This window comes from Tolypothrix bouteillei VB521301, assembly GCF_000760695.4.
Lineage (GTDB): Bacteria > Cyanobacteriota > Cyanobacteriia > Cyanobacteriales > Nostocaceae > Scytonema > Scytonema bouteillei_A.
Map to the genome: position 1 here is coordinate 2,007,269 of NZ_JHEG04000001.1, position 21,090 is coordinate 2,028,358.

Sequence of the window (21,090 nt, forward strand, 5' to 3'; positions counted from 1 at the left end):
AAGACTCGTCTAGCCCCCCTTAAAAAGGGTGGGATCTTCAAGGATGAGATATTGTTAACTGAAGCGTGTTGAATTATAAGTTCACTGATGTAGGAATTCTATTTGAACCCGTTTTCTCTCGTTCCCAGGCTCAGCCTGGGAATGCAGTTGATGAGACTCTACCATCAAGTAACAAAACAAGGTAATATAGCTGCGTTCGTTGGAGATTTTAATGCCTTATTTAAGAATAAATCAGCCAAGCAAACTGACCAACGCCAAACCCAAAATAGACAATTAAAGCTAGGAAAAATAAACCAATGCTGCTTCCTATGATGAAATAATCAGTCGTACTAAGTATAGATTCGTGAAGATAAGTTCTCTGAGAACTACCAGAAAAAGCTTTTGATTGTAATACAACTTCTAAGGTTTGGGATTTAGTCATAGCATTTAAAATAAGCGGAACTGCAACGGTAGCATAGACTCGAGTTCGTTGCATCCAACCCATTTTTTCAAAAGCTAGCCCTCTCAATCGTTGAGCTTCAATAATCGATTGGATTTCTTCAAAAAGTACGGGAAAAAATCGTAGAGTAGACGAAAAAATAAAGACAATTTTATAAGGTATATTAGCCTTAACCATACTGACAATCATTTGATTGACATCAGTTGTGAAAATTCCTAATGGAATGACTAGAACCATGGTTAAAGTTTTAAATATAACATTCACTCCATATAAAATTCCTTCTAATGATATTTTTCCTCCACCAAGAAACCACCAATTTGAAGGAATAGTCAGTAGAGAAGTTAATTCTTCCTTGTGGGTTAATAATTTCACTTGAGAGACATTAAACAACCCCATACTCAATAAGAGGAATATATAAAAAGGAATCATAATTTTCAAAAGAGTCGCCAAATAATTTAACTTGACTCCTGCTATGAGACAAGCAAGGGCAACACTTAAAGTTAAAAGACCTCCGGTAATAGGACTTTCCCAGATAAAAGCAATCAGGGTAATTGTTCCTATCATCACCAATTTTGTACGAAAATCTATACGAGTAAAAATTGAATCTCGTTTTACAGTCTGAAAATTTCTAATTCCCATCACTTTATCTCCTAAACAGAATCACGAGATACAAAACAATTAGCTAACTCTTGAGGAGTCAATAAAGGATAGTTTTGATTGGTAAGCTCGGAAAGCTTTTGAGATAACAAAACTGCTTGCGGTGGAGTTAAATAAGTTGATTGTAATAATTCTGTCTCATGGTAAGCTTGACGTATAGGTGCGTCGAGAAGAACGGTTCCTTTTCCCATAACGACAACCCGTTGGGCGTATTCAGTCATTAAATATAAATGATGAGTAATAACAATTACAGTTTTTCCCTGCTGATGTAATTGACGGCTTACATCCAAAATTGAGCAAGCTCCTTGGTAATCCTGTCCGATAGTTGGTTCATCGAAAATAACGATTTCTGGATTCATGGCTAGAATCGCCGCAATTACAATCCGAGCACGATCGCCTTTAGGTAAAGACAAGGGATGAAGATGGCGCTCGTCCCATAAGTTCATATTTTTAAGGCTGTTATGAGTTCTTTGCTCTACGATTTTGCGCGAGTACCCCAAATTTCGTAAAGCAAAGGAAACTTCTTTTTCTACTGTTGTGTTAAAAATTTGGTTATCGGGATTTTGCGCGACATAGCCGATGGAACGAGCTAAACTACTAACTGACAGGTTACTTGTCTCTTGATTATTAACGTATACCTTTCCTTGAGATGGTTGTAAAAGGTTGAGGAAATGCTTAACCAAAGTACTTTTTCCTGCTCCATTTTGCCCAACAATTAGCACATATTCTCCCCGATAAATATCGAGAGAAACATCCCGCAATGCTTGCGTACCATCCTCATAGATGTGACTTAGGTTTTGCACGGACAATAAGGGCGTTTGCGTACTTTTTTCATTTTGAGAAAATTCAGGGGATGGAACAATTTGATTTGCTGTAGATAATTTGCTCAACAAAGAGAACCCATCAGAGAGCGTCACGGGAATTTGACTAACGGGAATTTGACGTTGGTTGATAAAGTAAAAAGTTTGAGCAACTTGAGGCGGACGCAGGTTGTGCTGTCTTAATTGTTCGATCCGAGAATAAATTTGATTGGGCGTTCCCACGTCTAAGAGCTGACCATCAGATAAAAAAGCCAAGCGGTCGGCGAATTGAGCCATCTCTTCAGCTGCATGGGAAACCATAACAATTGAAATGCCTAATTCTTGATTGAGTTCTTTAACAGTAGCAAAAACTTCTTCAGAACCAATGGGGTCTAATTGAGAGGTCGGTTCATCGAGAATGAGTAGAGCAGGTTGTAAAGCTAAGGTTGCAGCAATGGCTAAACGTTGTTTTTGTCCGCCAGATAATTCCTGAGGATTTTTTGTTTCACAGCCTTCCAAGCGAACTGCTTCTAAAACTTGGGGAATCCGCTTGATAATTTCATCTCTAGGAACGCATAAATTTTCAAGAGCAAAAGCAATTTCATTTTCTACAGAGGTGGAAGTGAGTTGCATTTCAGGGTCTTCAAATACCATCCCTACATAACGCGCTAACTCAGATATCGGACACTCAAGAGTATCCTTCCCTGCAACTGTAATATGTCCAAAAAAACGTCCCCCATAAAATTGAGGAACAATTCCATTCAGTGCGAGACATAGTGTAGTTTTCCCCGCACCTGTTGGTCCGATAATACCTAAAAATTCTCCGGAGTAGATTTCTAGAGAGATATCTTTTAATACTGAGTTAGGAGAACTTGGGTAAAGATAAGAGAATTTTTCTAAAGTGGCGATCGCTTTCATTCTTTTAATAAATGGCTTCTCTAGGTTTCACTAAATTGATCTCTCTGAGCCCGGAAATGACGCCCGCACCAATAACTGTCGCAGCTACACAGCGAATCAAGTTTTCTACAGGGATGACAGGAATCAAGACCATCCATACCTCTTCTGGCCAATTAAATATGTAGTACGTTATTGTTGTTGCGCTCAGATGAATAACACCCCATACCATCCATGTTCCTAAAAATAAACCCGTTATTAAGGGAATAATCTTCTGACTTGAGATCCATCGAGCAAATAAAGTGCGTGTAGGTAAGGCAAATAACACTAGACCAGACCAGTCAACGAAAGAACCTGCTATGACTATGTTGGGAGCTACGCCATTGCGAAGGGCGCGATCGGCATACAGAAAAAGCTCAAAGGCGAAAAAAATAGTCAATGCGATCCACCAATATTTGCGTCTGTAACTTAAAACCATCATTCCCGCTGTAAAGCTACCTAGCATTGCTCCCCAAATTGACAATAAGGGAATACCTGCAGTGTAGGGAGCTAAAAAAGTTCCAATTAACGTACCAATACCACTAGCTAATGCACCACTCATAGGTCCAAGTATCCATCCTAACAAAGGAAAAATACTTTGGCTCAGTGGCATTCCTCCTCCCGATGCCAATACGATAGTGAACGGAATAAAAGCAAGCGCCGTGGTTACTGCTGCTAAAACGACAATGTACGCCACGGGAGTTCCGTCAATAGAAGCAGTACTCGTAATTTGAACTTTCCGTTCTTCTCCTTCTGGAGAATGAATCAGTGTCATGGTTATATCTAGTCCTAATTAGGGCGGAGCGAAAAACTTTGGGTTCTGGTGGTTATACTAACCTAGATTTACTTTCAAATGGGATTGAGAAGTTCCGCGATCGCTAAGAAATATAGCCATTCTATTTGAGATCCAAACAAGGGAGACAAGGAAGAGGTGATTGTAAATCATTTGGGAGTGCTATAGCATTTAGTTATACTGCGTTTAACTAAATACTCCTCGATCTGGATCTAAAGTTACCTCCATATTGACTACTAAAGCACTATTCGGTCTATCATAGCCTCATTGTATACAAGATGCTGATTTCATTGATACTTCAGTATCTTTTTCACCAACCTATAGTTTGGAAATAACAGAGTCGGCAATGAGTGAAAAAAAGATGACTTCTCCAAGTGGCTTGGAGTATTACTACGTTAGTAGTCAAGAGGAAACACAATATATTTATTCAGAAATCTTTACTGAACAGCAATATATTGGACATAATATTGTCATTAACGAAGGTGATTGTATATTTGATGTTGGGGCTAATATTGGACTCTTCTCTCTATATGTAAGTACCATCCAAGAAAAATTAAAAATTTATGCTTTTGAGCCAATTCCAGAAACTTTTGCCGTGTTAGAAAAAAATAAACAGTTGCACTCCCTAGATAATCTGTTCGTATTTAACTATGGTTTGAGTTCAGAAAACAACTTAGAAAAAGCGTTCACTTTTTATCCCGACATGGCGGGAAATTCAACAACAAGACCTGGTGAAATACTTGTGGAGCAGGAGTCTTTTCCTTCTGAAATCAGAATAGAAGACCTCTTTAAAGATTTTTTTCAAGATGAGAAAAAAATAAAATGTGAGGTAAAAACACTGTCTTCGGTGATTTCTGAATTAGGGATTAGCTCAATAGAATTATTGAAGATTGATGTAGAAGGAGAAGAATACGAAGTTTTGAAAGGCATAGAAGACAGTGACTGGTCTAAAATCAAGCAAATAATTGCTGAAGTTCATGATAAAAATGGGCGAATAGAAAAAGTGAAAAAAATGCTGACTTCCCATGGTTTTAACATAGAACTGCGAAAAAGAGAACTTTTACCTTCTACATATGTAGATACCTTTAATTTGTATGCTAAGCGTTAAAGTTTAGTTAACAACTGGCTGAAGCGTCGGGCGGTAACAGGTGCATCAAACTCTGCAACTTTAACCCGCCCTGCTTTGCCAAGTGCAGAGCTTTTCTCTGGTGATAAAAGTACTTCTGCTAGCTGACGTGCTAAATCTTCCGGATCTAGAGGGGTTGCTAGCAAACCTTGTACGCCATGTTGAATTAATTCGGGTGTAGAGGACGAACGACTGGCGACAATGGGCTTGCTAGTTGCCATGGCTTCAGCAAAGACAATCCCAAAGCCTTCTTGCAGGCTTGGCAAGCAGAAAACATGACAGCGAACGTACTCGCGTACTAGTTTCTCATAAGGGAGGTAGCCGAGGAAGGTTACGTTTTGATTTAAATTGAGTTCTTGAGTTAGACGGCGCAAGTTGTCCCATTCTGGTCCTTTGCTTGCAATTCGCACTTCCACATCTGGTATTCGATCGCGGAGAATTGCTGTTGCTCGAACCAGGGTAGCAACGTTTTTACGCGGATACTGCACGCCAACACACAATACGGTGGGACGCGCATTATTAGCTTCTTGACTGATAGATGTTATTGCTGCATCCCATGCTTGGAGGTCGATAGGAGGCGGTACAATTTGGATGTCTTTGGTGTAGTTATAGAGATAGCTTAGCCTGGTGCGAGAGTAATCGCTAGTGGCAATTACCATATTGGCACGATGGACGCTGACTCGTTCTGCTTTTGCCATCAACTCTAAAGAGACACGTACCCACCCCCGCTCAAACTTGGCTTCGTCGGCAATAATACCATGAATGTAAGCAATAAATGGGGGTTTGATGCGATTGGCAATGGTGTAACCATCCATATCAAGACCAATAACAGCATCGTAATTGTCGAAGCATCGTGGATCGAGCCCCCAATTCCATCGGAAACGATCTACCATGTAGCCCATCAATCCAGTTGGTTGAGAGGGGGTAAAAACATCAACGGTAGGATGTAGCGATCGCAGGTTAGCAATCAGGTGTGCATTACCCACAAAAGTTCCGCTTCCTAGCTCGGCATTTTGGGGAGTAGCTGTGATAAATGCTAGCTTCATTTAAGCTCTACGTGTTAGGAGCAATCGTATTATCACTCAATTTGTGTGCAATCTAATAGCCCCCGATCTGCGTCTAGAGTTACCTTCACACCTACTGGTAAAGCAGCGTTTGGTCCATCATGACCAAAAGGTAGACCGGAAACCACAGGAATGCCTAAATTACCCAAGCGATCGCGTAAAACTTCCTCAATAGTGAAACTAGGGACATTGGGAGGTGGTTCGCATCGGCTAAAGCGCCCCAAAGCAATACCTCGAACTTTTTGCAAAGCACCACTCATTCGCCATTGAGTCAGCAGTCTGTCTATTCTGTAAGGTGCTTCTGTCACATCTTCCCATGCCAAAATTACACCATCCATATCTGGCTGTAATGGTGTACCTAGGAGATGAGTTGCTACTGTGAGATTGGCTGGTAATAAAATACCACTAGCAATGCCACCACCCCAGCCGTCACCTTCTAAAGGTGCTAAAGGACGACCTTCCACCAAATCAAATAATCTTTGAATTGACCACTCTGGTTCTGAAGCTAGAGTTGTCATGACAGGACCGTGAACGCTTGAAATACCTACTGTATAAAGACTCCACAAAAGGGCAGTAATGTCAGAAAAACCAATTAACCATTTAGGGTTAGTCAGTAGGGGACTTGGAGTTCCAACGGCTTGGGAAGCGGAGGGTGAGGGGGACAATTCTCCCATTGTCCATACCCAATCTTCGAGAATGCGTGCGCTACCAAAACCACCTCTCGCACATAGAATTCCACGACATTGCAGTTTTTGCCAAGCCGTTGCTAGTTGATGGCGGCGGTTTTCATCTTGACCTGCTAAATATCCCCATTTGTCATCAAACCCCGACGCTAACTCAACTTGGTAACCTCGCGATCGCCAAATTTCAACTCCTTTTTGAAACGATTCAAATTCTCTCAAAGCACCACTTGGTGAAATAACTTGCAGTAGATCGCCCGGTTTTAGGGATTGCGGGACAATTTTAGATGGGTATTGGGCGTTGGACATTGGTCATCGGTTACTGGACATTGTTCACTGGTCACTGGTCTTGTCTTCTCTTTCCTGACTCGGTAAAGAACGGATGCGGTTCATTTGTGAAAGAGCGTACTTTGCTGTGGCTTGTACCTCAGCATCGGGGTCGTGCATGGCGTGTGATACCATTTGGCTCACTTGAGCCATCATGTCATAAATCCGAGTCAAATCGCGGATAGCATTTTTCCGCACTTGGGGGCTTTCATCCTGCAACGAAATTGCCAAAGCACGATTCATGGGTTTCAGTGTCCGAGTGCCAATTTCTGCCAAAGCTGCCAAAATTAAGCTGCGTTGCTGAGTATCTGCATCTACCATCAGTTCCACCAGAGGTTGAACCGCTCTTGAATCTCCCTGTTGTCCCAAATCCCAGATAGCTTTACGGCGTTGTGTGGGATCTGCGCTGTGCAAGTCCTCTATCAATTGCTCGATGATGTTGACTTTGGCAAGGCGAGAAGTTTTTTCTACTGATAGAAGTTGGGGTTTAAGGTTTGCAACTGTTTCTGGTGGGACAAGTTCGCTAGTTCTTAAGTATCCTGCATTCGCTGTTGTGGTGTGTTCTTGTCTTGATGGCGTAACAGAGTTGGTGTGTTCTTGAGGAGAAGTTTCAATATAGCGAGCAGGTTTTTTGACTTGACTGAATCCCTTAATAATGTAAGCGAGTGCGCCAAGACTTCCTATAGTACCCATACCAACCAGCAGCCACCACAGTATGTCCTGTTTTTCTACTGGGTCTGTTGTTGTAGTACTGGCTGAGATGGCATTGCTTGCGATCGCTACAGAAGGTGTCAAAGACTTTTTCTGAATATTTTGTTCAAGATTCTGCTTTGTAACAGTTCCAAATACACCGTCTGCAACTAAACCCCTAGCTTGCTGAAATTTGGCGACAGCCACACTTGTCACACCACCATATTTACCGTCTATTTCACCATCGTAGTACCCCAACTCTTTCAATAAGGTTTGGAGTGTTCTCACTTCCGTACCCGTGCTACCAGGTTCGAGGAGATTAGAAATCTTGACATTGTCTGTAGAACTGACTTGAGCAAGTTTAAAGCCTTTCACAGCTTGGGTAGGGGTAGCGTTGCTTGCTAAATTATGGTCAAGACCCAAGCAAGCAAAGCAGGCAATGAGAAATACAGAGGAACTACGTAGCCCCATATAAAGTTTTTTAGGTAGGATATGCATTACTAACGCATTAATGCCACGGTAACAAGCTATTTTAATGTTAAGTTTTTTCTTGGCTACAAAATAATTAAATACACCCTACTTATCCAAGCCATAGAAAACTGTAACTATAGAGATGCTAGTAGCTAGCAGCTTAACAGCTCGGTATACGTAAATAAAGAGAGTAACAGATGAATATGATTGAAAAATACCATAGCCTGTTTCCCATCTTTTATCAATGCCGCGAATTTTGATAATTCTTTCTTTTTCAGTACTTTTTTTTAACTTACGGTAAACTCTCTGGTTCCGATTCGCGTAACGGTACGGAAACTCTATTCAGTTTTCTTGCAGAAGCTTCTAACAGGGATTGTTGCTGTGCAGTATTTGTATCACTGGCGACGAGTTTATGACCGGCTTGTGCTAAAGTATCGCGCTGATTGATGAGGTAAATACTGACTAGAGTCAATCCTACTCCTACCCACTGCACCGGGCTTAGTACTTCTTGAAGAAGCAAATTCCCAAATAGCAAAGCAAATACAGGTGTGAGAAAGGTTAGAGAACTTAAACTGGTGAGACTGCCACTAGAGGCAAAATAGAAAAATAAGCCGTATGCGATCGCACTTCCAAACACTGTAGCGTAGCATAAAGCCAGCCAATCCGAAGGAACAAGATTCTGTATCTGTTGGGATTCTGTCACTGCTGAAACTCCCCACAATGGCAATCCACCCAGAATCATGTGCCATCCTGTAGCGGTCACGGGGTCGGCGTGACGACACACAAAGCGAATTAGTACAGTTCCCACTGCCATACTAAGCGCTGCCAAAAGCATTAACCATTCGCCACTCTCTAGAAAGGAGTGTGGGAAAGTAGTAGAGGAGGGCAAGGAATTAGAGAGCAGACCTAAGATTAACTCATCTGGTAAGCCAATTAAACTAATACCCATCACTCCGAGCGCAAGTCCCAACCATCCCCACAAACCAATCCGTTCTTGGAACAGCCACAAAGACAATAAAGCAACTGCTAAAGGTTGAGAATCAATCATTACAGACCCCAGCCCAGCTCCGGTTCTGACTAACCCTGCTGCTAAAAAGCCCTGAAATAGAGTTCCATCTATCAAAGCAAATAGAGCGATCCACAACCACGCCAACCATCCTTTTGGCTGAGGTTTTCCCATGAATGCTGCTGCGATCAGAATAAGTACCCCTGCTGGTATCAAACGCACCCCTGCTAAAAAGAATGGTGTTGTGTGGGGGATCGCTCCTTTCATAGCCACCATTGCAGTACCCCACAAGAAAAATGGGGCTATCAGCAGTATTGGTGCGAAGGGTTGTTGAGATGCACTGAGCTTCAGTTGCATGGGAGTGGGTGCGCCTTTGTTTTACAATTGCGAGAAATACTTTACACAATTGTACCGAATTATGTTGTTTTGTAAAGGAACCTCAAAGTTATACTGGAGACTGGTAAGTTTCCCAAAGCTGGATCGTTAATTGTTAATGCCCTCACCACAATGATTCTTTCCTCCAAACGTCTTATCTTACGAGAATTTATACCGGAAGACTGGGAACCGATTTTTGAGTACCAAACAGAACCCCAATATCTGGAATTTTACGAATGGGAGACACGTAGCAAAACTGAGGTGCAGGAATTTGTACAAATGTTTTTAGAACAACAAAAGCAAGTACCGAGAACGAAATTTCAGTTAGCGATCGTCTTAAAATCTGAAGAAAAAGTCATTGGTAATTGCGGTATTCGTAAAATCAAACCAGAGTTACCAGAAGCTTCCCTTGGTTACGAAATTGCTTCAGATTACTGGGGAAAGGGATATGCAACTGAAGCAGCAAGCACGATGATAAAGTTTGGGTTTGAGGAGTTGAAGCTAAAGCGCATTTATGGATGGTGCATTGCTGAAAACCTTGCTTCTGCTAGAGTCATGCAAAAAGTTGGGATGCAGTTTGAGGAAAGATTTACTGAGAATGAGTGGTTTAAGGGACGTTGGTGGGATACTTTGATTTTTGGAATTTCAAAAGCTCGGTGGGAAAAGCTATGAGCTACTTCAATCCCCAGTGTATAGGCTGCGGTGGTGTACACATCTTTAGAGATCTCCCTAAAATCCCCAATAAATTGGGGGATTGAAAAATTTTCCCCCCAATTTATCGGGGGGTTAGGGGGGATCGAAACTGCAAGAATGCACTTTAGAAAACTTGTGTACACCACCGTAGAGACTATAGGACGGCTAAAGCCAGCCATTCAATGTTGTAGGGGATAGCCGCACCTACAAGAATCGGTAATTTTAATTTTTCTGTACAGTAAGGGCGCAAAGCCTTGCGCCCCTGTTTGGTTCAAATGAATGCCATCCTTTTTCTTTATCTAACAACTACTTGGAACAGTGGATGTTTCCAAAATAGGCACTAATTTCACCCCAAACTCTGCTTCAAAAATTCCTTTGTTATAATCTAAACTCCACATTTCTAAAGCACAATCATCATCAAAATGTGCTGGAAAAATTTTAAGTTGGAATCCCCGATCTTTAGGCAAAGATTCACATTGGACTCTTGTAATCGCTCCAATTTGCCGCCTATCTAAAGCTACTCCCAATCTTAAAATAGCACTTAACTGGTTAACAATTTGCCTGTGAGTTTTACTGGCCAAATTCCCATAACTATCATGCTTTTTCTTAGGTGCTGATTTACGATGGTAGCGTGCTAAGTTAGCAATGATTTCTATCTCTGTTTCGTTGTAACCTAGCAACTCACTATTACGAATGAGATAATATGAGTGCTTGTGGTGTGAGGAGTGACTGATATAATGACCGCAATTGTGTAAGATTGCAGATGCCCAAAGCAATTGCCGTTCTTCAGCACCCCAATTGTGAAGTATTCCTTTGGTTTGGTCAAATAGACTTAAAGCAAATACGGCAACCCGATCGCTGTGCTCTATATTAACGTGGAATTTCTTTGCTGTTTTCAGAACGCTTCGTTGGCGTACCGTACTCTGATAGCGCAGACGGTCGTCAATTAAACCGTGAGTCAGCATCCAATCTACAATTACGCCCTCTCTTAAAGAACGCTCGCACACAACAAATGATTCAACTCCCAACAGAGTCATTGCTTCCTGCATGACAATCGCACCAGCCAGTATCACTTCCGCCCGTTTTTCTGGCATACCGGGAATAGTCGCTCGTTCTACATTGCTCATTAAGCGCAAGCGATTGACCAACTCGCGCAAATTCCTCAGGTGTACTTCATAACCGTTGAGAGTAGAGGGAACATAACCCAACTTTTCCCGCGCATCAATCGCTGCTAAAGTTTCCGCCGTACCGGAAGTACCAACCAGGCGGGGATGTTCGCCAAACTTGATATTTGCCTGTACTTCTTCTACAGCCCGCTCTAGCATTCCGCGTGTATAAGCTTGTAAGTACTCAAATTCAATATTGCTGATGGGATCGGTTTTAATGAATTCACCTGTCAGTCTCACAGCACCTACTTTAGTACTGGTGAGGGTGCGTGCTTCATGGCTATCGCCTAGAATCAATTCTGTGGAACCACCACCTATATCAATAATGATATGGGGTTGGTTGTTGAGTTCCATCCCCGACAGGACGCCCAGATAAATTCGCCGTGCTTCTTCCTGACCGGATATGAGATCGACACATAAGCCCAATTCGTCTTTTACCTGTTTGAGAAAATCTTTTCCGTTAGGGGCTTCCCGTACTGCACTCGTAGCAACAGCAATGACTGTTTCGGTATTAAGGGTTTTTGCTATTTTTTGGAAACGTCCTAAAGCTGCAATCGCCCGTTCCATTACCTCTGGTTTCAAATTACCTGTTGTGAGATCGCGATCGCCTAACCTTACGGTTTCTTTTTCTCTAGCGATTATGCTAAAAGCTGGGAGTGTGGGTTCAATTCGCACGATTGCCATGTGGAGTGAATTTGTCCCCAAATCAATTGCCGCTATAATTCTCTGTTGATCGACTGGTTGAGTGGATAGACTCGCCCAGCTTGCCGAAACTAAATTCACCATCGATGTTTTCTCTCTGTTTGGGATGGGAAAAGCTGGTACTGCCGATCTTATCGGCATAACGATCGCTTGATGTGGAATATAATTTTTTCTCAAGTTCGGCTTTTTATAGACTTTACCTGAGAAGCGCAGATTAACCCTATCTATTTACAACCCCAAGTGAGTTCTTTGCCACATTCAAAGGTGCCACTTTATGGTTGTGTTTTTACAAATAGCAAATAAAGATATTCTATAGATGTAAAGCTTAATAAAGCTCTCTGTCTATATCTATATTTTTTGCAGATCTATGGTAAACACGCCCCTAAGCAACACCGAACCAACATGGCTTGCGATCGTCCGGCTTTTGCGGTGGCATAAACCAGAAGGACGATTAATTTTAATGATTCCAGCCCTTTGGGCTGTGTTTTTGGCGGCTTCTGGAAAACCGCCTTTACCACTCGTTGGTACGATCGTTCTGGGGACTCTTGCTACGAGCGCTGCAGGATGTGTTGTCAATGATTTATGGGATAGAGATATAGATCCACAGGTTGAAAGAACTCGCGATCGCCCTCTCGCGAGCCGTGCGCTTTCCGTAAAAGTCGGTATTGTTGTCGCTACAGTCGCAATGGGATGTGCCGCTGTTCTCGCTTTCTATCTTAACGCGCTCACATTTTGGTTGTGCGTAGCAGCCGTTCCTGTTATTTTGCTTTATCCTGGAGCAAAACGAGTTTTTCCCGTTCCACAACTCGTACTTTCCATTGCTTGGGGTTTTGCTGTTTTAATTAGTTGGAGTGCAGTGACAAGCAATCTTTCGCTTCCCACTTGGATACTTTGGGGTGCAACGGTACTCTGGACATTGGGATTTGATACTGTCTATGCTATGAGCGATCGCGAAGACGACCGAAGAATTGGTGTGAATTCTAGCGCCTTATTTTTTGGTCAGTACGCTCCTGTGGCGATTGGAATTTTCTTGATGGGCACTGTCATTTTACTCGGGTGGTTGGGTTTGATTTTGCAACTGCATTTGATTTTTTGGATAAGTCTTGCTTTTGCTTCTGTTGGATGGGTTTGGCAGTGCATCCGCTTGGGTCAGAAAGATTTGCCAAACTCGAGCTACGGTGAAATGTTCCGCCAGAATGTTTGGATTGGTTTTATCTTACTTGCTGGCATGATTGCTGGAAGTTTTTAGTTGCGACGGTTAACTCGACTTCTACAATAAACCCGGATTTGTACGGAAATTTTATAAAGATTTTATGAATATTTCATAAAATCTTCTAATAGTACTTACGAAATCTCACTGTTTTCGGTAGTAGTGGGGTGTACTACTTTTTTAGTTAGATACACCCACCTTCATGAAGCGCAGCTTAACAACAGCAGATCGTCTGTCTATACATTTTGTTAACATCGCCACTGTCGTCATACTATTTCTAGGTAGTCTTGGTATTGCCGGGAGTGGTTTTTTTCTCAGAAAAGCCATTAGCAGTGGAAGTCAACCTGAGATAGTGAGCGATCGCTCCGAGTACAAAAATATTCGCCACAAACTGTGGTCCCATCGGGAACAAATTAAACATTTTCCTACTGATATCCCTACTGACGCTTCAGGTGTGCGTGTTGCTTATTCTTCTGGCGCTTCTGAAGGAAATCAGTTTTTTCAACTGCGGTTAAAGCAATCGCCACAAAAGATTCAAAATTTGCTTTCGCAGTATAGAGCGATCGCGACGCATAAATATCAAGGTGGTAACACGAACGACCACGCAAATCAAGTGAATGGCGTACCAACGACTTTCTTCCATACGAGTGATTCTCAAGAAGACTCTTTTCCTCCTTCCTATGAAGTTCTTGTGTTGGGGGCGCATGACAAAGGCAATTCAAATTTTAGATGGAATCATGGAGATAGTTTTGGGGTGGCAATTGACAGTTCGACTTCGGAGATTATTTATTGGGCTGAGGAGTGGTAATTGTTGTTAGTTGATAGTTGTTACTAAAGAGGACTTTGAGAGTATCTTCCCCCTTTTTTAAGGGAGCTAGGGGAGATCTTGATACATCAATAGATTTTACAAAAATCATCTAAGGCAAACCTTATGGTGCCGAGAAAAATTGTTATTGGGGTGATGGGACCTGGAGAACAAGCAAAAGATATTGATATCAAAAACGCTTATGAACTGGGTAAACGCATTGCTCAAGAAGGTTGGGTTTTGCTAACTGGTGGTAGAAATGTTGGGGTTATGGAAGCCGCAAATCAGGGAGCAAAATATGCCAACGGTTTAACTCTTGGTATTCTTCCTGGTAAAACAGATGAGGGAATTTCTGAGGCAGTTGATATTGCTATTTTCACTGATATGGGCAATGCTCGAAATAATATCAATGTCCTCTCCTCTCATGTGGTAATTGCCTGTGGTATGGGTGCAGGAACTGCATCAGAAATTGCTCTCGCCTTGAAAGCAGGTAAAAAGATTATTTTGTTATTAGATGATGAAGTCAGCCAAGTTTTTTTCCAAAAGATGTCACCAGATAATGTTTATGTATTTTGTGATGTAGAGAATGCGATCGCAACAATTAGGCAACTTTTAATTATCAAATTATAAAAAGTGAAATAGCTATAGTACAGCGCAGCAGAAATAACGGAGTCAGTAAAAGACTCATAGCTCATCTCAAAATTCACGGTTCGCATAAACTCTAGCTTGCCGCTCGATAGATCATTGCCGCAGAACAGGCGATCGCACTGTGTTAGACTGCAGGTTGGTCAAACGGGTCTGTAGGAGTGCCCTGATGAAACACCATTCGCCAGCCTGACGATTCAAGCCGCCAAATCGACGATCGGTTGGTGTGGCGGAACAACTTTCCCGATGGGTTCACATGAGCCGATCGATAAGTGAGTAAAGCGATCGAGTCTGAGAGTTGGTTGACGGCAAAGTCCTGGGCATAGATCTGCGGTGGTTCCGGATCGCTCGGCAGCGACATCAGCATGCGATCGCGTGTGTACGAAGCACCTGAGCGACCGAACTCCCTGAAGTCAGACGCAAGCAACTGTGCCAAGCGCTCTCGATCCCTACGGCACTTGGGCTGATGAAGTTCGCACTCTAATTCGCGGAGTGTGGACAGCAGTGACAGGTTATCCATCAGGTTACTCCATGACTTCGTGTGAAAGGTTGATCCATTTCATAGGTGTCCCCCATATTCCATACTTGAAAAAGCGATCGCCGCTTTGGATAAACCCTACTTTAAGGTAAAAGCCAACTGCTTCTTCTGCGGCGTTAACAGTGACTTCATCCAAATCATAGCTGCATCGGGTGAAGAGTTCTCGACCGATTCCTTGCCCAGAAAATTCTCTTCTGACAAACAGCAATGACAAATGATTGCCCCTCTTAAAGGCAATAAATCCAACAACAATTTCATTCCACGTTGCAACTAGCGTTTTCTCATTACTTAATATTCTGTCTCTTAATTCTTCTGGGCTACATAGCTTTTTCCATTCGGCAACGCTTTCTGGTGTGCCATCAGTGAGTTCCCATAGAACCGCAGAAGCCCACATGCAACCACTGATTTGATGCTCGTCTCCAAGCTGCGGGAGTCTGTAGTTAACTGTGTTCATGGTTGTGTGTTAATCACCTTTCAGCAACACCAATTTGAAATTGGTAGTTCTTAGGTTGCTTCCCTGAAGACTAAAACGGAGCGGTCTAACGGCGGAGTTGAACCGCACCTCCGGCTAACCGCCCGAAGGTGGTTAACGGAGTATCGGTGTTGCCAAGCAAGAAGTTGTTATTCTGGTTCCAAGGGAGCCAATGGTTCCCATTTGGAATTTTATAATGAAATATAGTCAAGAGTGGGAAATTCCTGATATTTGCTGGAGATGAAATTCAGGAAATTTTACTAGGCTCTCGATGGTTGAAATTGTTTATATTAGTAGCTAACTATAGTCAAAATATAGTAAGTTTAGAGTTAATTTAATCATATGTTTTTTCCAAATTTGCATGCTCCCTCAGAAGAGAGGATATAGCAGTCCTAACTGAGTTACAAACACCTCTTCCTTGTCTCCCTTGTCCCCCTTGTTCGGATCTCAAATAGAATTGCTATATATGGCTAACAGTAAAAAGAGCCCATATTTCAGGGAACTACTGAATAGAAATCTCACTGTGAAGAAGATCGAATTGTTAGCAAATATTACCGTCGCTCCTTCAGCATCAACCGCACTCCTCCATTAGGCGCAAATGTTAGACCGCGACGGACGGGAAACAAAGGTCGCTTTTCAGCTAGTGTAAATGAGTTATGCGATAAAATTGTCGCCAGTACTAGTTTCATCTCAAACATGGCAAATGCCATGCCAAGACAGCGTCGATTTCCTCCACCAAAAGGTAAATATTCATAGGGAGAAAACTGCCGTTCCAAAAATCTTTCTGGCTTAAATTGCTTTGGTTCTGGGTAAAGATCGGAGCGATGGTGAGTTGCATAAATACTTACCGAAAGAGTCATTCCCTCAGGTAATTCATAACCCATTAATTGCATGGGGGCTTGTAAAACTCTGTTTAAAGCAGCGACAACAACTGGATAAATTCTTAAGGTTTCCAAACAAACAGCATTTAAATAAGGTAACTGAGCAATTTCTACTGGTTCAATGTTCGCTATATCAATAGAGTTTAATTCTTGCAGCAGTTTCTCTCGGACTTCAGGTATGTAGTGAATCCAGTATAAAGCCCAAGCTAAAGCTATTGCAGTTGTTTCATGTCCGGCAAAAAGCATCGTCATTAATTCATCGCGCAGCTCGACATCGGTCATGGGTTGACCTGTTTCGTCTTTAGCTGATATTAATAAACTGAGAATATCTTCACCCAAGGATTCCGGTTGAGTTCTCCGCTCGTGTATTTCTTGATAAAGCAATCGATCGAGTAAATCCCTTTTTCTTAAAAAATGCCCCCATGGGCTGAGATTTCCTAAATCAACTTGCAGGACTTTAAAAAGCAAAAATAGTGTCTTGAAGGGAGTATTGAAAGAATCTAACATCTCAGTCAAAGTTGTCCTAATTTGTTCGTAGCGTTCTCCTTCTTTGAGTCCAAAAACTGCTTGTAAAATGATTCTTAAGGAAATCTCTTGCATATATTGCCGGACGACAAATGTTTGTCCAACCTGAAGTCGATTCATCACTTGCTTGGTAATGTCACCCATAAGGTGACCGTATGCTCGCATTCTTTCACCATGGAAAGATGGCATTAATAACTTGCGCTGCTGCTTGTGGCGATCGCCATCTAATAGCACTAAAGAGTTAGCTCCTAATAATGGTTCGGCAAGATTCCCCACACCAGAACTAAATAACTTGGCATCAGCGGTAAATACTTCTTGAATTGCCTGGGGATTGCTGATAGCTAATTGAGAGGGAAAGCCAATAAATTCTGCTAAAAAGATGTCTCCATAACGCTTACCCATTCTTTCAAGATAATCTATTGGGTTACCAATAGCCCATATTGTTTGAAGTAAGCGCGATTCACGTATTTTTGGGAGTTCTTTAGTCTCAACGTGCTTTGCAGAATTTTCTTGAAACGCAACCATTTGTTATTTTCCTCAATTTTTCTCACAAATAAATCTCACAAATAAAGTCTAAACGAGAATTTACTTCCTGAACTACATCTAGTTCTCATGGGACAGGTATCCCACCCATCCCACCTTGGAAAGCTGCTTTATCTACGGTCTCGTACAATCAAACGAACCCCCCCGGATGGAGAAAATGTTATACCCCGGCGTACAGGAAGTACAGGACTGCGATCGGCAAGTGCAAATGAGTAACGGGATAAAATTGTTGTCAGTACCAATTTCATCTCAAATAACGCAAAAGCCATACCAAGACAGCGACGGTTTCCACCGCCAAAGGGTAAATATTCATAGGGAGAGAACTGTCGTTCTAAAAAACGTTCTGGCTTAAACTTTTTAGGTTCTGGATAAATGTCTGAGCGATGGTGAGTTAAATAAATACATGGTGACAACATGATGCCCTTTGGTATTTCATAACCCATCAGTTGCATGGGAGCTTGGAGAATTCTGGCTTGAGTAAAGAAAACAACCGGGTACATTCTTAAAGTTTCCGAACAAACAGCATTTAAATAAGGCAATTTAGCTATTTCTGTATGTTCGGTAACAGAAATATCAATGGAGTTCAATTCCTGTAGCAGTTTGTCACGGACTTCTGGTAAGCTGTGAATCCAGTATAATGCCCATGATAAAGCTGTTGCCGTTGTTTCATGTCCGGCAAAAAGCATGGACATCAATTCATCGCGTAGCTCAACATCTGTCATGGGTTGACCTTCATCATCTCTAGCTGATAGCAAAAGATTTAAAATATCTTCCCTTGAAGGATCGGGATGATTTCTACGTTCTTGAATTTCTTGGTAAATTAATTTATCAAGAGCTTCTCTTTGACGTAGAAAGTATCCCCAAGGACTCCAAGAACCCAGATCGTGTTGTAGTCCTTTGAAAAATAGCACCATTGCTTTTAAGGGAGTGCTAAAAGACTTTAAAATATCAGTTAAAGCCTGTTTGATTTGTTCGTAACGTTTTCCTTCCTGCAATCCAAAAACAGCTCTTAGAATGACGGTTAAGGAAATTTCTTGCATAAACTCACGAGCGATGAATGTTTGCCCAACTTTCAATTGACTCATTACTTGCTCGGTAATGTCACACATCAAATGTCCGTAAGCCCGCATTCTCTCACCGTGAAAGGGAGGCATCAATAACTTGCGGCGTTGTATGTGGCGATCGCCATCTAATAATATTAAGGTGTTTGACCCAACTAAAGGCTGCATGATACTATTGCCAGGGCCTGTTTCAAACAACTTAGCATCAGCCGTGAAAATTTCTTGAATTCCTTGGGGATGGCTGATAATTGCAGCAGTAGGAAAGCCAGCAAATTCACCTATGAAGATGTCACCATAGCGCTTTGACATCTTTTCCAGATAATCTTTTTGTTGTAAAACACCCCAGAGAATTTGCAGCAATTTTGGTTCGCGTATTCTTGGAGGTAGCTTATTACCGCTTTGCTGTAGAAAATTTTCTTGAATTGAAATCATAAGTTTTGGTTAGTGGTTAGTAGGGGCGCAAGGCGTTGCACCCCCACAGTGGTTGGTGGTTAGTTGCTAAATATTTAGCTAAATCGGGCAGAAGCCTACACTTACCGCTTGCGGAAGTGTAGGAGTGTCACAGGTGGAATACCATAGCGATCGCGTAAATCCCCTACAGGTACCTCCACAACTTCCCAAAAATTCCAATTATTGGAAAAGTCTACTTTACAAGCCGCACCACGCTGTAGAGCTAGAATTACCAGAGAAATATCAAACAATCCAACACAAGTATCTGCAACAGGTGTCATTTGAATTCCTAAATGAAAATGCAGGAGCGCAAACAGGAGAAACACAAAGCCATCTTCACGAATGAAACCAGCTTGAAACGCTCCTTGTTGGATCTCTCCTAGAGGATCTGTATCGTAGCCAGACAATACGTGACCGAAATCGTGAAAAACCATTCGTTCTGGAATACCAGCATTTTCACCTGGAAAACTGAAATGTCTTTGAACGCAATGTTCCCAATATGCACGTCCCAAAGTCCCTTTGGGTAGCAAGCCAAGCTGTCGGTATCTCCAAGCCATTTCAAAGTCTTCGCCTCCATTAAAAAATAGAGGGGATATCGTTTTTTTGATACCAGTTACTCCTTCTTGCCAATCGGCTGTAGCCACAAATTTACCCGTCAACCGACGCATCATATCAACTCGTACTAACAGTTTATGTCCGTTGGCTGCTTTGTACAGGTTTCGCAAACCTTGTTCGTCAATGCAAAAAGCTTCTGCTAGCGATCGCAATATTTTCTGCTGATGGGGTTTAATTTCACCGTCCACCATTGCCATCACCATTGCCATTTGAAGCAAGCGTTTGCGTTTCTGGGAATCGGCAATAATTTCAGCGATTTGCTTTGGTGCGATCTGACGTAAGTCATCAACAGCAACAAAAGATTGATGCATTTGGTTGATGACTTGTAAAAACTGATACTCTTGTGGTACTAGTGCTTCAGGTTTAGCTGCCACAGTCATCAGTGCTCCGAGCACCAATGGTAGTTCTTGGGGAGAAAAGACAGCAATATCCATAGCTGAAAAAAGGGGGCTACACCAAAGTCCTAGCAGTATTAGAAATCGCGAGAGTTTGTAGCAGGTTGAAGAGCTAAAGGTAATTCCAATCCAGTAGCTGCGGTAATTTCTGGCGGTGGTGCAACTCGTGTTGAGCTTTTCAAGTATTGCCCATCGTTAATAGGGCTGACAACTTTCATTTTATGGGTAGTGCTGTAGTAACGGTGAGTTTGCTGAATCTGCTGTCTATCTTGCATGCTCTCGTTGGCAATCTTTTTCCGCAATTTGATGATGGCATCAATAACAGCCTCCGGTCTGGGAGGACATCCCGGAATATAAACATCAACTGGGATTAACTTATCTACACCTCGAACAGCAGAAGGGGAATCGGTACAGAACATACCGCCAGTAATTGTGCATGCTCCCATAGCAATGACATATTTTGGTTCTGGCATTTGTTCGTAAAGCCGTACCAAGTTTGGCGCATACTTCATGGTGATTGTACCCGCAGTAATCAACAAGTCTGCTTGTCGGGGAGTCGCACGGGGAATCATGCCAAATCTTTCCATATCAAATCGGGAAGCATAAGCAGCCATAAATTCCATAAAGCAGCAGGCTGTCCCGAACATCAAGGGATATAAACTAGACATTTTTGCCCAGTTGTACAGGTCGTCTACGGTTGTGAGAATAATATTTTCAGAGAGTTGTTGCGTGACTTGTGAATGCTCAATAGGATTAATTACAGAGTTAGTCATGGGTAAGTCCCCCAAAAAGTTTGAATGTGTTCTTGCAAAAATGCGTTCAATGCATAATTCGATCCGGAAGTCAACTATGACTCCAAATGCTACTCACGAAAACAACCTTTCTCAAAGAAGCTCCTGTTTGCAACTTCTTTTGGCTCGCAGATAACTACATCAGCAATAACTACAGTTTCCGATAACATCCCGACTTGCACTAGTAAAGATAAAGGTTTTAAGACGCTAACTTAAGCTGTTCTACCTGCATTTTGC

General features: G+C 42.1%; 19 protein-coding genes. 5 read left to right on the forward strand and 14 right to left on the reverse strand.

Annotation, left to right across the window (positions count from 1 at the left end; genetic code table 11):
• Positions 1 to 220: 220 nt before the first annotated feature.
• The 3 genes from HC643_RS08055 to HC643_RS08065 are packed head-to-tail and all read right to left on the reverse strand — an operon-like array spanning position 221 to position 3,604.
• Positions 221 to 1,078 (reverse strand): energy-coupling factor transporter transmembrane component T family protein, encoded by an 858-nt coding sequence (locus HC643_RS08055; RefSeq protein ID WP_038084194.1) that lies wholly within the window; start codon positions 1,076 to 1,078, stop codon positions 221 to 223.
• 11 nt (positions 1,079 to 1,089) lie between these two features.
• Entirely contained in the window at positions 1,090 to 2,814 is a 1,725-nt protein-coding gene (locus tag HC643_RS08060) for an ABC transporter ATP-binding protein (protein WP_038084190.1), read from the reverse strand.
• A gap of 4 nt (positions 2,815 to 2,818) precedes the next feature.
• On the reverse strand, positions 2,819 to 3,604 hold the full coding sequence (locus HC643_RS08065; protein WP_038084188.1) for a hypothetical protein: 786 nt from the start codon (positions 3,602 to 3,604) through the stop codon (positions 2,819 to 2,821).
• Positions 3,605 to 3,968: 364 nt separating this feature from the next.
• Here HC643_RS08065 and HC643_RS08070 point away from each other — a divergent pair, with 364 nt between their 5' ends.
• Positions 3,969 to 4,730, forward strand: coding sequence for an FkbM family methyltransferase (locus tag HC643_RS08070; RefSeq protein WP_038084184.1), 762 nt, complete (start codon positions 3,969 to 3,971; stop codon positions 4,728 to 4,730).
• Here HC643_RS08070 and HC643_RS08075 read toward each other — a convergent pair.
• The 4 genes from HC643_RS08075 to HC643_RS08090 form a co-directional block, all read right to left on the reverse strand.
• A complete protein-coding gene (locus tag HC643_RS08075; protein WP_038084182.1) occupies positions 4,727 to 5,794 on the reverse strand; it encodes a glycosyltransferase family 4 protein in 1,068 nt (355 codons plus the stop codon). The genes HC643_RS08070 and HC643_RS08075 overlap by 4 nt on opposite strands.
• Positions 5,795 to 5,826: 32 nt before the next feature.
• Entirely contained in the window at positions 5,827 to 6,801 is a 975-nt protein-coding gene (locus HC643_RS08080) for a S66 peptidase family protein (protein ID WP_038084181.1), read from the reverse strand.
• A gap of 24 nt (positions 6,802 to 6,825) precedes the next feature.
• Positions 6,826 to 7,980, reverse strand: coding sequence for a peptidoglycan-binding protein (locus HC643_RS08085; RefSeq protein ID WP_038084178.1), 1,155 nt, complete (start codon positions 7,978 to 7,980; stop codon positions 6,826 to 6,828).
• A gap of 292 nt (positions 7,981 to 8,272) precedes the next feature.
• Positions 8,273 to 9,343, reverse strand: coding sequence for a DMT family transporter (locus HC643_RS08090; RefSeq protein ID WP_038084176.1), 1,071 nt, complete (start codon positions 9,341 to 9,343; stop codon positions 8,273 to 8,275).
• A gap of 150 nt (positions 9,344 to 9,493) precedes the next feature.
• On the opposite strand from HC643_RS08090, the gene HC643_RS08095 reads away from it, so the two are divergent.
• Positions 9,494 to 10,033, forward strand: coding sequence for a GNAT family N-acetyltransferase (locus HC643_RS08095; RefSeq protein WP_038084174.1), 540 nt, complete (start codon positions 9,494 to 9,496; stop codon positions 10,031 to 10,033).
• A gap of 320 nt (positions 10,034 to 10,353) precedes the next feature.
• Here the strand turns inward: HC643_RS08095 and HC643_RS08100 are convergent, their stop codons facing one another.
• Positions 10,354 to 12,006 carry a Ppx/GppA phosphatase family protein gene (locus tag HC643_RS08100; protein WP_038084172.1) on the reverse strand — a complete coding sequence of 551 codons (1,653 nt, stop codon included), beginning with the start codon at positions 12,004 to 12,006 and terminating at the stop codon, positions 10,354 to 10,356.
• A 283-nt stretch (positions 12,007 to 12,289) separates the two neighbouring features.
• Here HC643_RS08100 and HC643_RS08105 point away from each other — a divergent pair, with 283 nt between their 5' ends.
• The 3 genes from HC643_RS08105 to HC643_RS08115 all read left to right on the forward strand — a co-directional run bounded on the left by HC643_RS08105 (position 12,290) and on the right by HC643_RS08115 (position 14,567).
• A complete protein-coding gene (locus tag HC643_RS08105; protein ID WP_038084171.1) occupies positions 12,290 to 13,171 on the forward strand; it encodes a 4-hydroxybenzoate solanesyltransferase in 882 nt (293 codons plus the stop codon).
• A gap of 163 nt (positions 13,172 to 13,334) precedes the next feature.
• Positions 13,335 to 13,940 carry a hypothetical protein gene (locus HC643_RS08110; protein ID WP_038084168.1) on the forward strand — a complete coding sequence of 202 codons (606 nt, stop codon included), beginning with the start codon at positions 13,335 to 13,337 and terminating at the stop codon, positions 13,938 to 13,940.
• Between the two features lie 123 nt (positions 13,941 to 14,063).
• Positions 14,064 to 14,567, forward strand: coding sequence for a TIGR00725 family protein (locus HC643_RS08115; protein WP_038084160.1), 504 nt, complete (start codon positions 14,064 to 14,066; stop codon positions 14,565 to 14,567).
• A 142-nt stretch (positions 14,568 to 14,709) separates the two neighbouring features.
• On the opposite strand, the gene HC643_RS42525 is transcribed toward HC643_RS08115, so the two are convergent.
• From HC643_RS42525 to nuoB, 6 genes are all read right to left on the reverse strand, one after another.
• A complete protein-coding gene (locus HC643_RS42525) occupies positions 14,710 to 15,102 on the reverse strand; it encodes a nuclear transport factor 2 family protein (protein WP_038084158.1) in 393 nt (130 codons plus the stop codon).
• A gap of 4 nt (positions 15,103 to 15,106) precedes the next feature.
• Entirely contained in the window at positions 15,107 to 15,574 is a 468-nt protein-coding gene (locus HC643_RS08125) for a GNAT family N-acetyltransferase (RefSeq protein WP_038084156.1), read from the reverse strand.
• Between the two features lie 569 nt (positions 15,575 to 16,143).
• Positions 16,144 to 17,523, reverse strand: coding sequence for a cytochrome P450 (locus HC643_RS08135; RefSeq protein ID WP_038084154.1), 1,380 nt, complete (start codon positions 17,521 to 17,523; stop codon positions 16,144 to 16,146).
• Between the two features lie 128 nt (positions 17,524 to 17,651).
• Positions 17,652 to 19,034, reverse strand: a complete 1,383-nt coding sequence (locus tag HC643_RS08140) for a cytochrome P450 (RefSeq protein ID WP_082051791.1) — start codon at positions 19,032 to 19,034, stop codon at positions 17,652 to 17,654.
• A gap of 101 nt (positions 19,035 to 19,135) precedes the next feature.
• Positions 19,136 to 20,101, reverse strand: coding sequence for a hypothetical protein (locus tag HC643_RS08145; RefSeq protein WP_038084153.1), 966 nt, complete (start codon positions 20,099 to 20,101; stop codon positions 19,136 to 19,138).
• Between the two features lie 38 nt (positions 20,102 to 20,139).
• A complete protein-coding gene (gene nuoB / locus HC643_RS08150; RefSeq protein ID WP_038084151.1) occupies positions 20,140 to 20,835 on the reverse strand; it encodes an NADH-quinone oxidoreductase subunit NuoB in 696 nt (231 codons plus the stop codon).
• Positions 20,836 to 21,090: the final 255 nt, after the last annotated feature.

Excerpts from the sequence above, each read along its gene's own strand:
- HC643_RS08055 (WP_038084194.1), bottom strand. The coding sequence starts at position 1,078 with ATGGGAATTAGAAATTTTCAGACTGTAAAACGAGATTCAATTTTTACT.
- HC643_RS08060 (WP_038084190.1), bottom strand. The coding sequence starts at position 2,814 with ATGAAAGCGATCGCCACTTTAGAAAAATTCTCTTATCTTTACCCAAGT.
- HC643_RS08065 (WP_038084188.1), bottom strand. The coding sequence starts at position 3,604 with ATGACACTGATTCATTCTCCAGAAGGAGAAGAACGGAAAGTTCAAATT.
- HC643_RS08070 (WP_038084184.1), top strand. The coding sequence starts at position 3,969 with ATGAGTGAAAAAAAGATGACTTCTCCAAGTGGCTTGGAGTATTACTAC.
- HC643_RS08075 (WP_038084182.1), bottom strand. The coding sequence starts at position 5,794 with ATGAAGCTAGCATTTATCACAGCTACTCCCCAAAATGCCGAGCTAGGA.
- HC643_RS08080 (WP_038084181.1), bottom strand. The coding sequence starts at position 6,801 with ATGTCCAACGCCCAATACCCATCTAAAATTGTCCCGCAATCCCTAAAA.
- HC643_RS08085 (WP_038084178.1), bottom strand. The coding sequence starts at position 7,980 with ATGGGGCTACGTAGTTCCTCTGTATTTCTCATTGCCTGCTTTGCTTGC.
- HC643_RS08090 (WP_038084176.1), bottom strand. The coding sequence starts at position 9,343 with ATGCAACTGAAGCTCAGTGCATCTCAACAACCCTTCGCACCAATACTG.
- HC643_RS08095 (WP_038084174.1), top strand. The coding sequence starts at position 9,494 with ATGATTCTTTCCTCCAAACGTCTTATCTTACGAGAATTTATACCGGAA.
- HC643_RS08100 (WP_038084172.1), bottom strand. The coding sequence starts at position 12,006 with ATGGTGAATTTAGTTTCGGCAAGCTGGGCGAGTCTATCCACTCAACCA.
- HC643_RS08105 (WP_038084171.1), top strand. The coding sequence starts at position 12,290 with ATGGTAAACACGCCCCTAAGCAACACCGAACCAACATGGCTTGCGATC.
- HC643_RS08110 (WP_038084168.1), top strand. The coding sequence starts at position 13,335 with ATGAAGCGCAGCTTAACAACAGCAGATCGTCTGTCTATACATTTTGTT.
- HC643_RS08115 (WP_038084160.1), top strand. The coding sequence starts at position 14,064 with ATGGTGCCGAGAAAAATTGTTATTGGGGTGATGGGACCTGGAGAACAA.
- HC643_RS42525 (WP_038084158.1), bottom strand. The coding sequence starts at position 15,102 with ATGGATAACCTGTCACTGCTGTCCACACTCCGCGAATTAGAGTGCGAA.
- HC643_RS08125 (WP_038084156.1), bottom strand. The coding sequence starts at position 15,574 with ATGAACACAGTTAACTACAGACTCCCGCAGCTTGGAGACGAGCATCAA.
- HC643_RS08135 (WP_038084154.1), bottom strand. The coding sequence starts at position 17,523 with ATGGTTGCGTTTCAAGAAAATTCTGCAAAGCACGTTGAGACTAAAGAA.
- HC643_RS08140 (WP_082051791.1), bottom strand. The coding sequence starts at position 19,034 with ATGATTTCAATTCAAGAAAATTTTCTACAGCAAAGCGGTAATAAGCTA.
- HC643_RS08145 (WP_038084153.1), bottom strand. The coding sequence starts at position 20,101 with ATGGATATTGCTGTCTTTTCTCCCCAAGAACTACCATTGGTGCTCGGA.
- nuoB (WP_038084151.1), bottom strand. The coding sequence starts at position 20,835 with ATGACTAACTCTGTAATTAATCCTATTGAGCATTCACAAGTCACGCAA.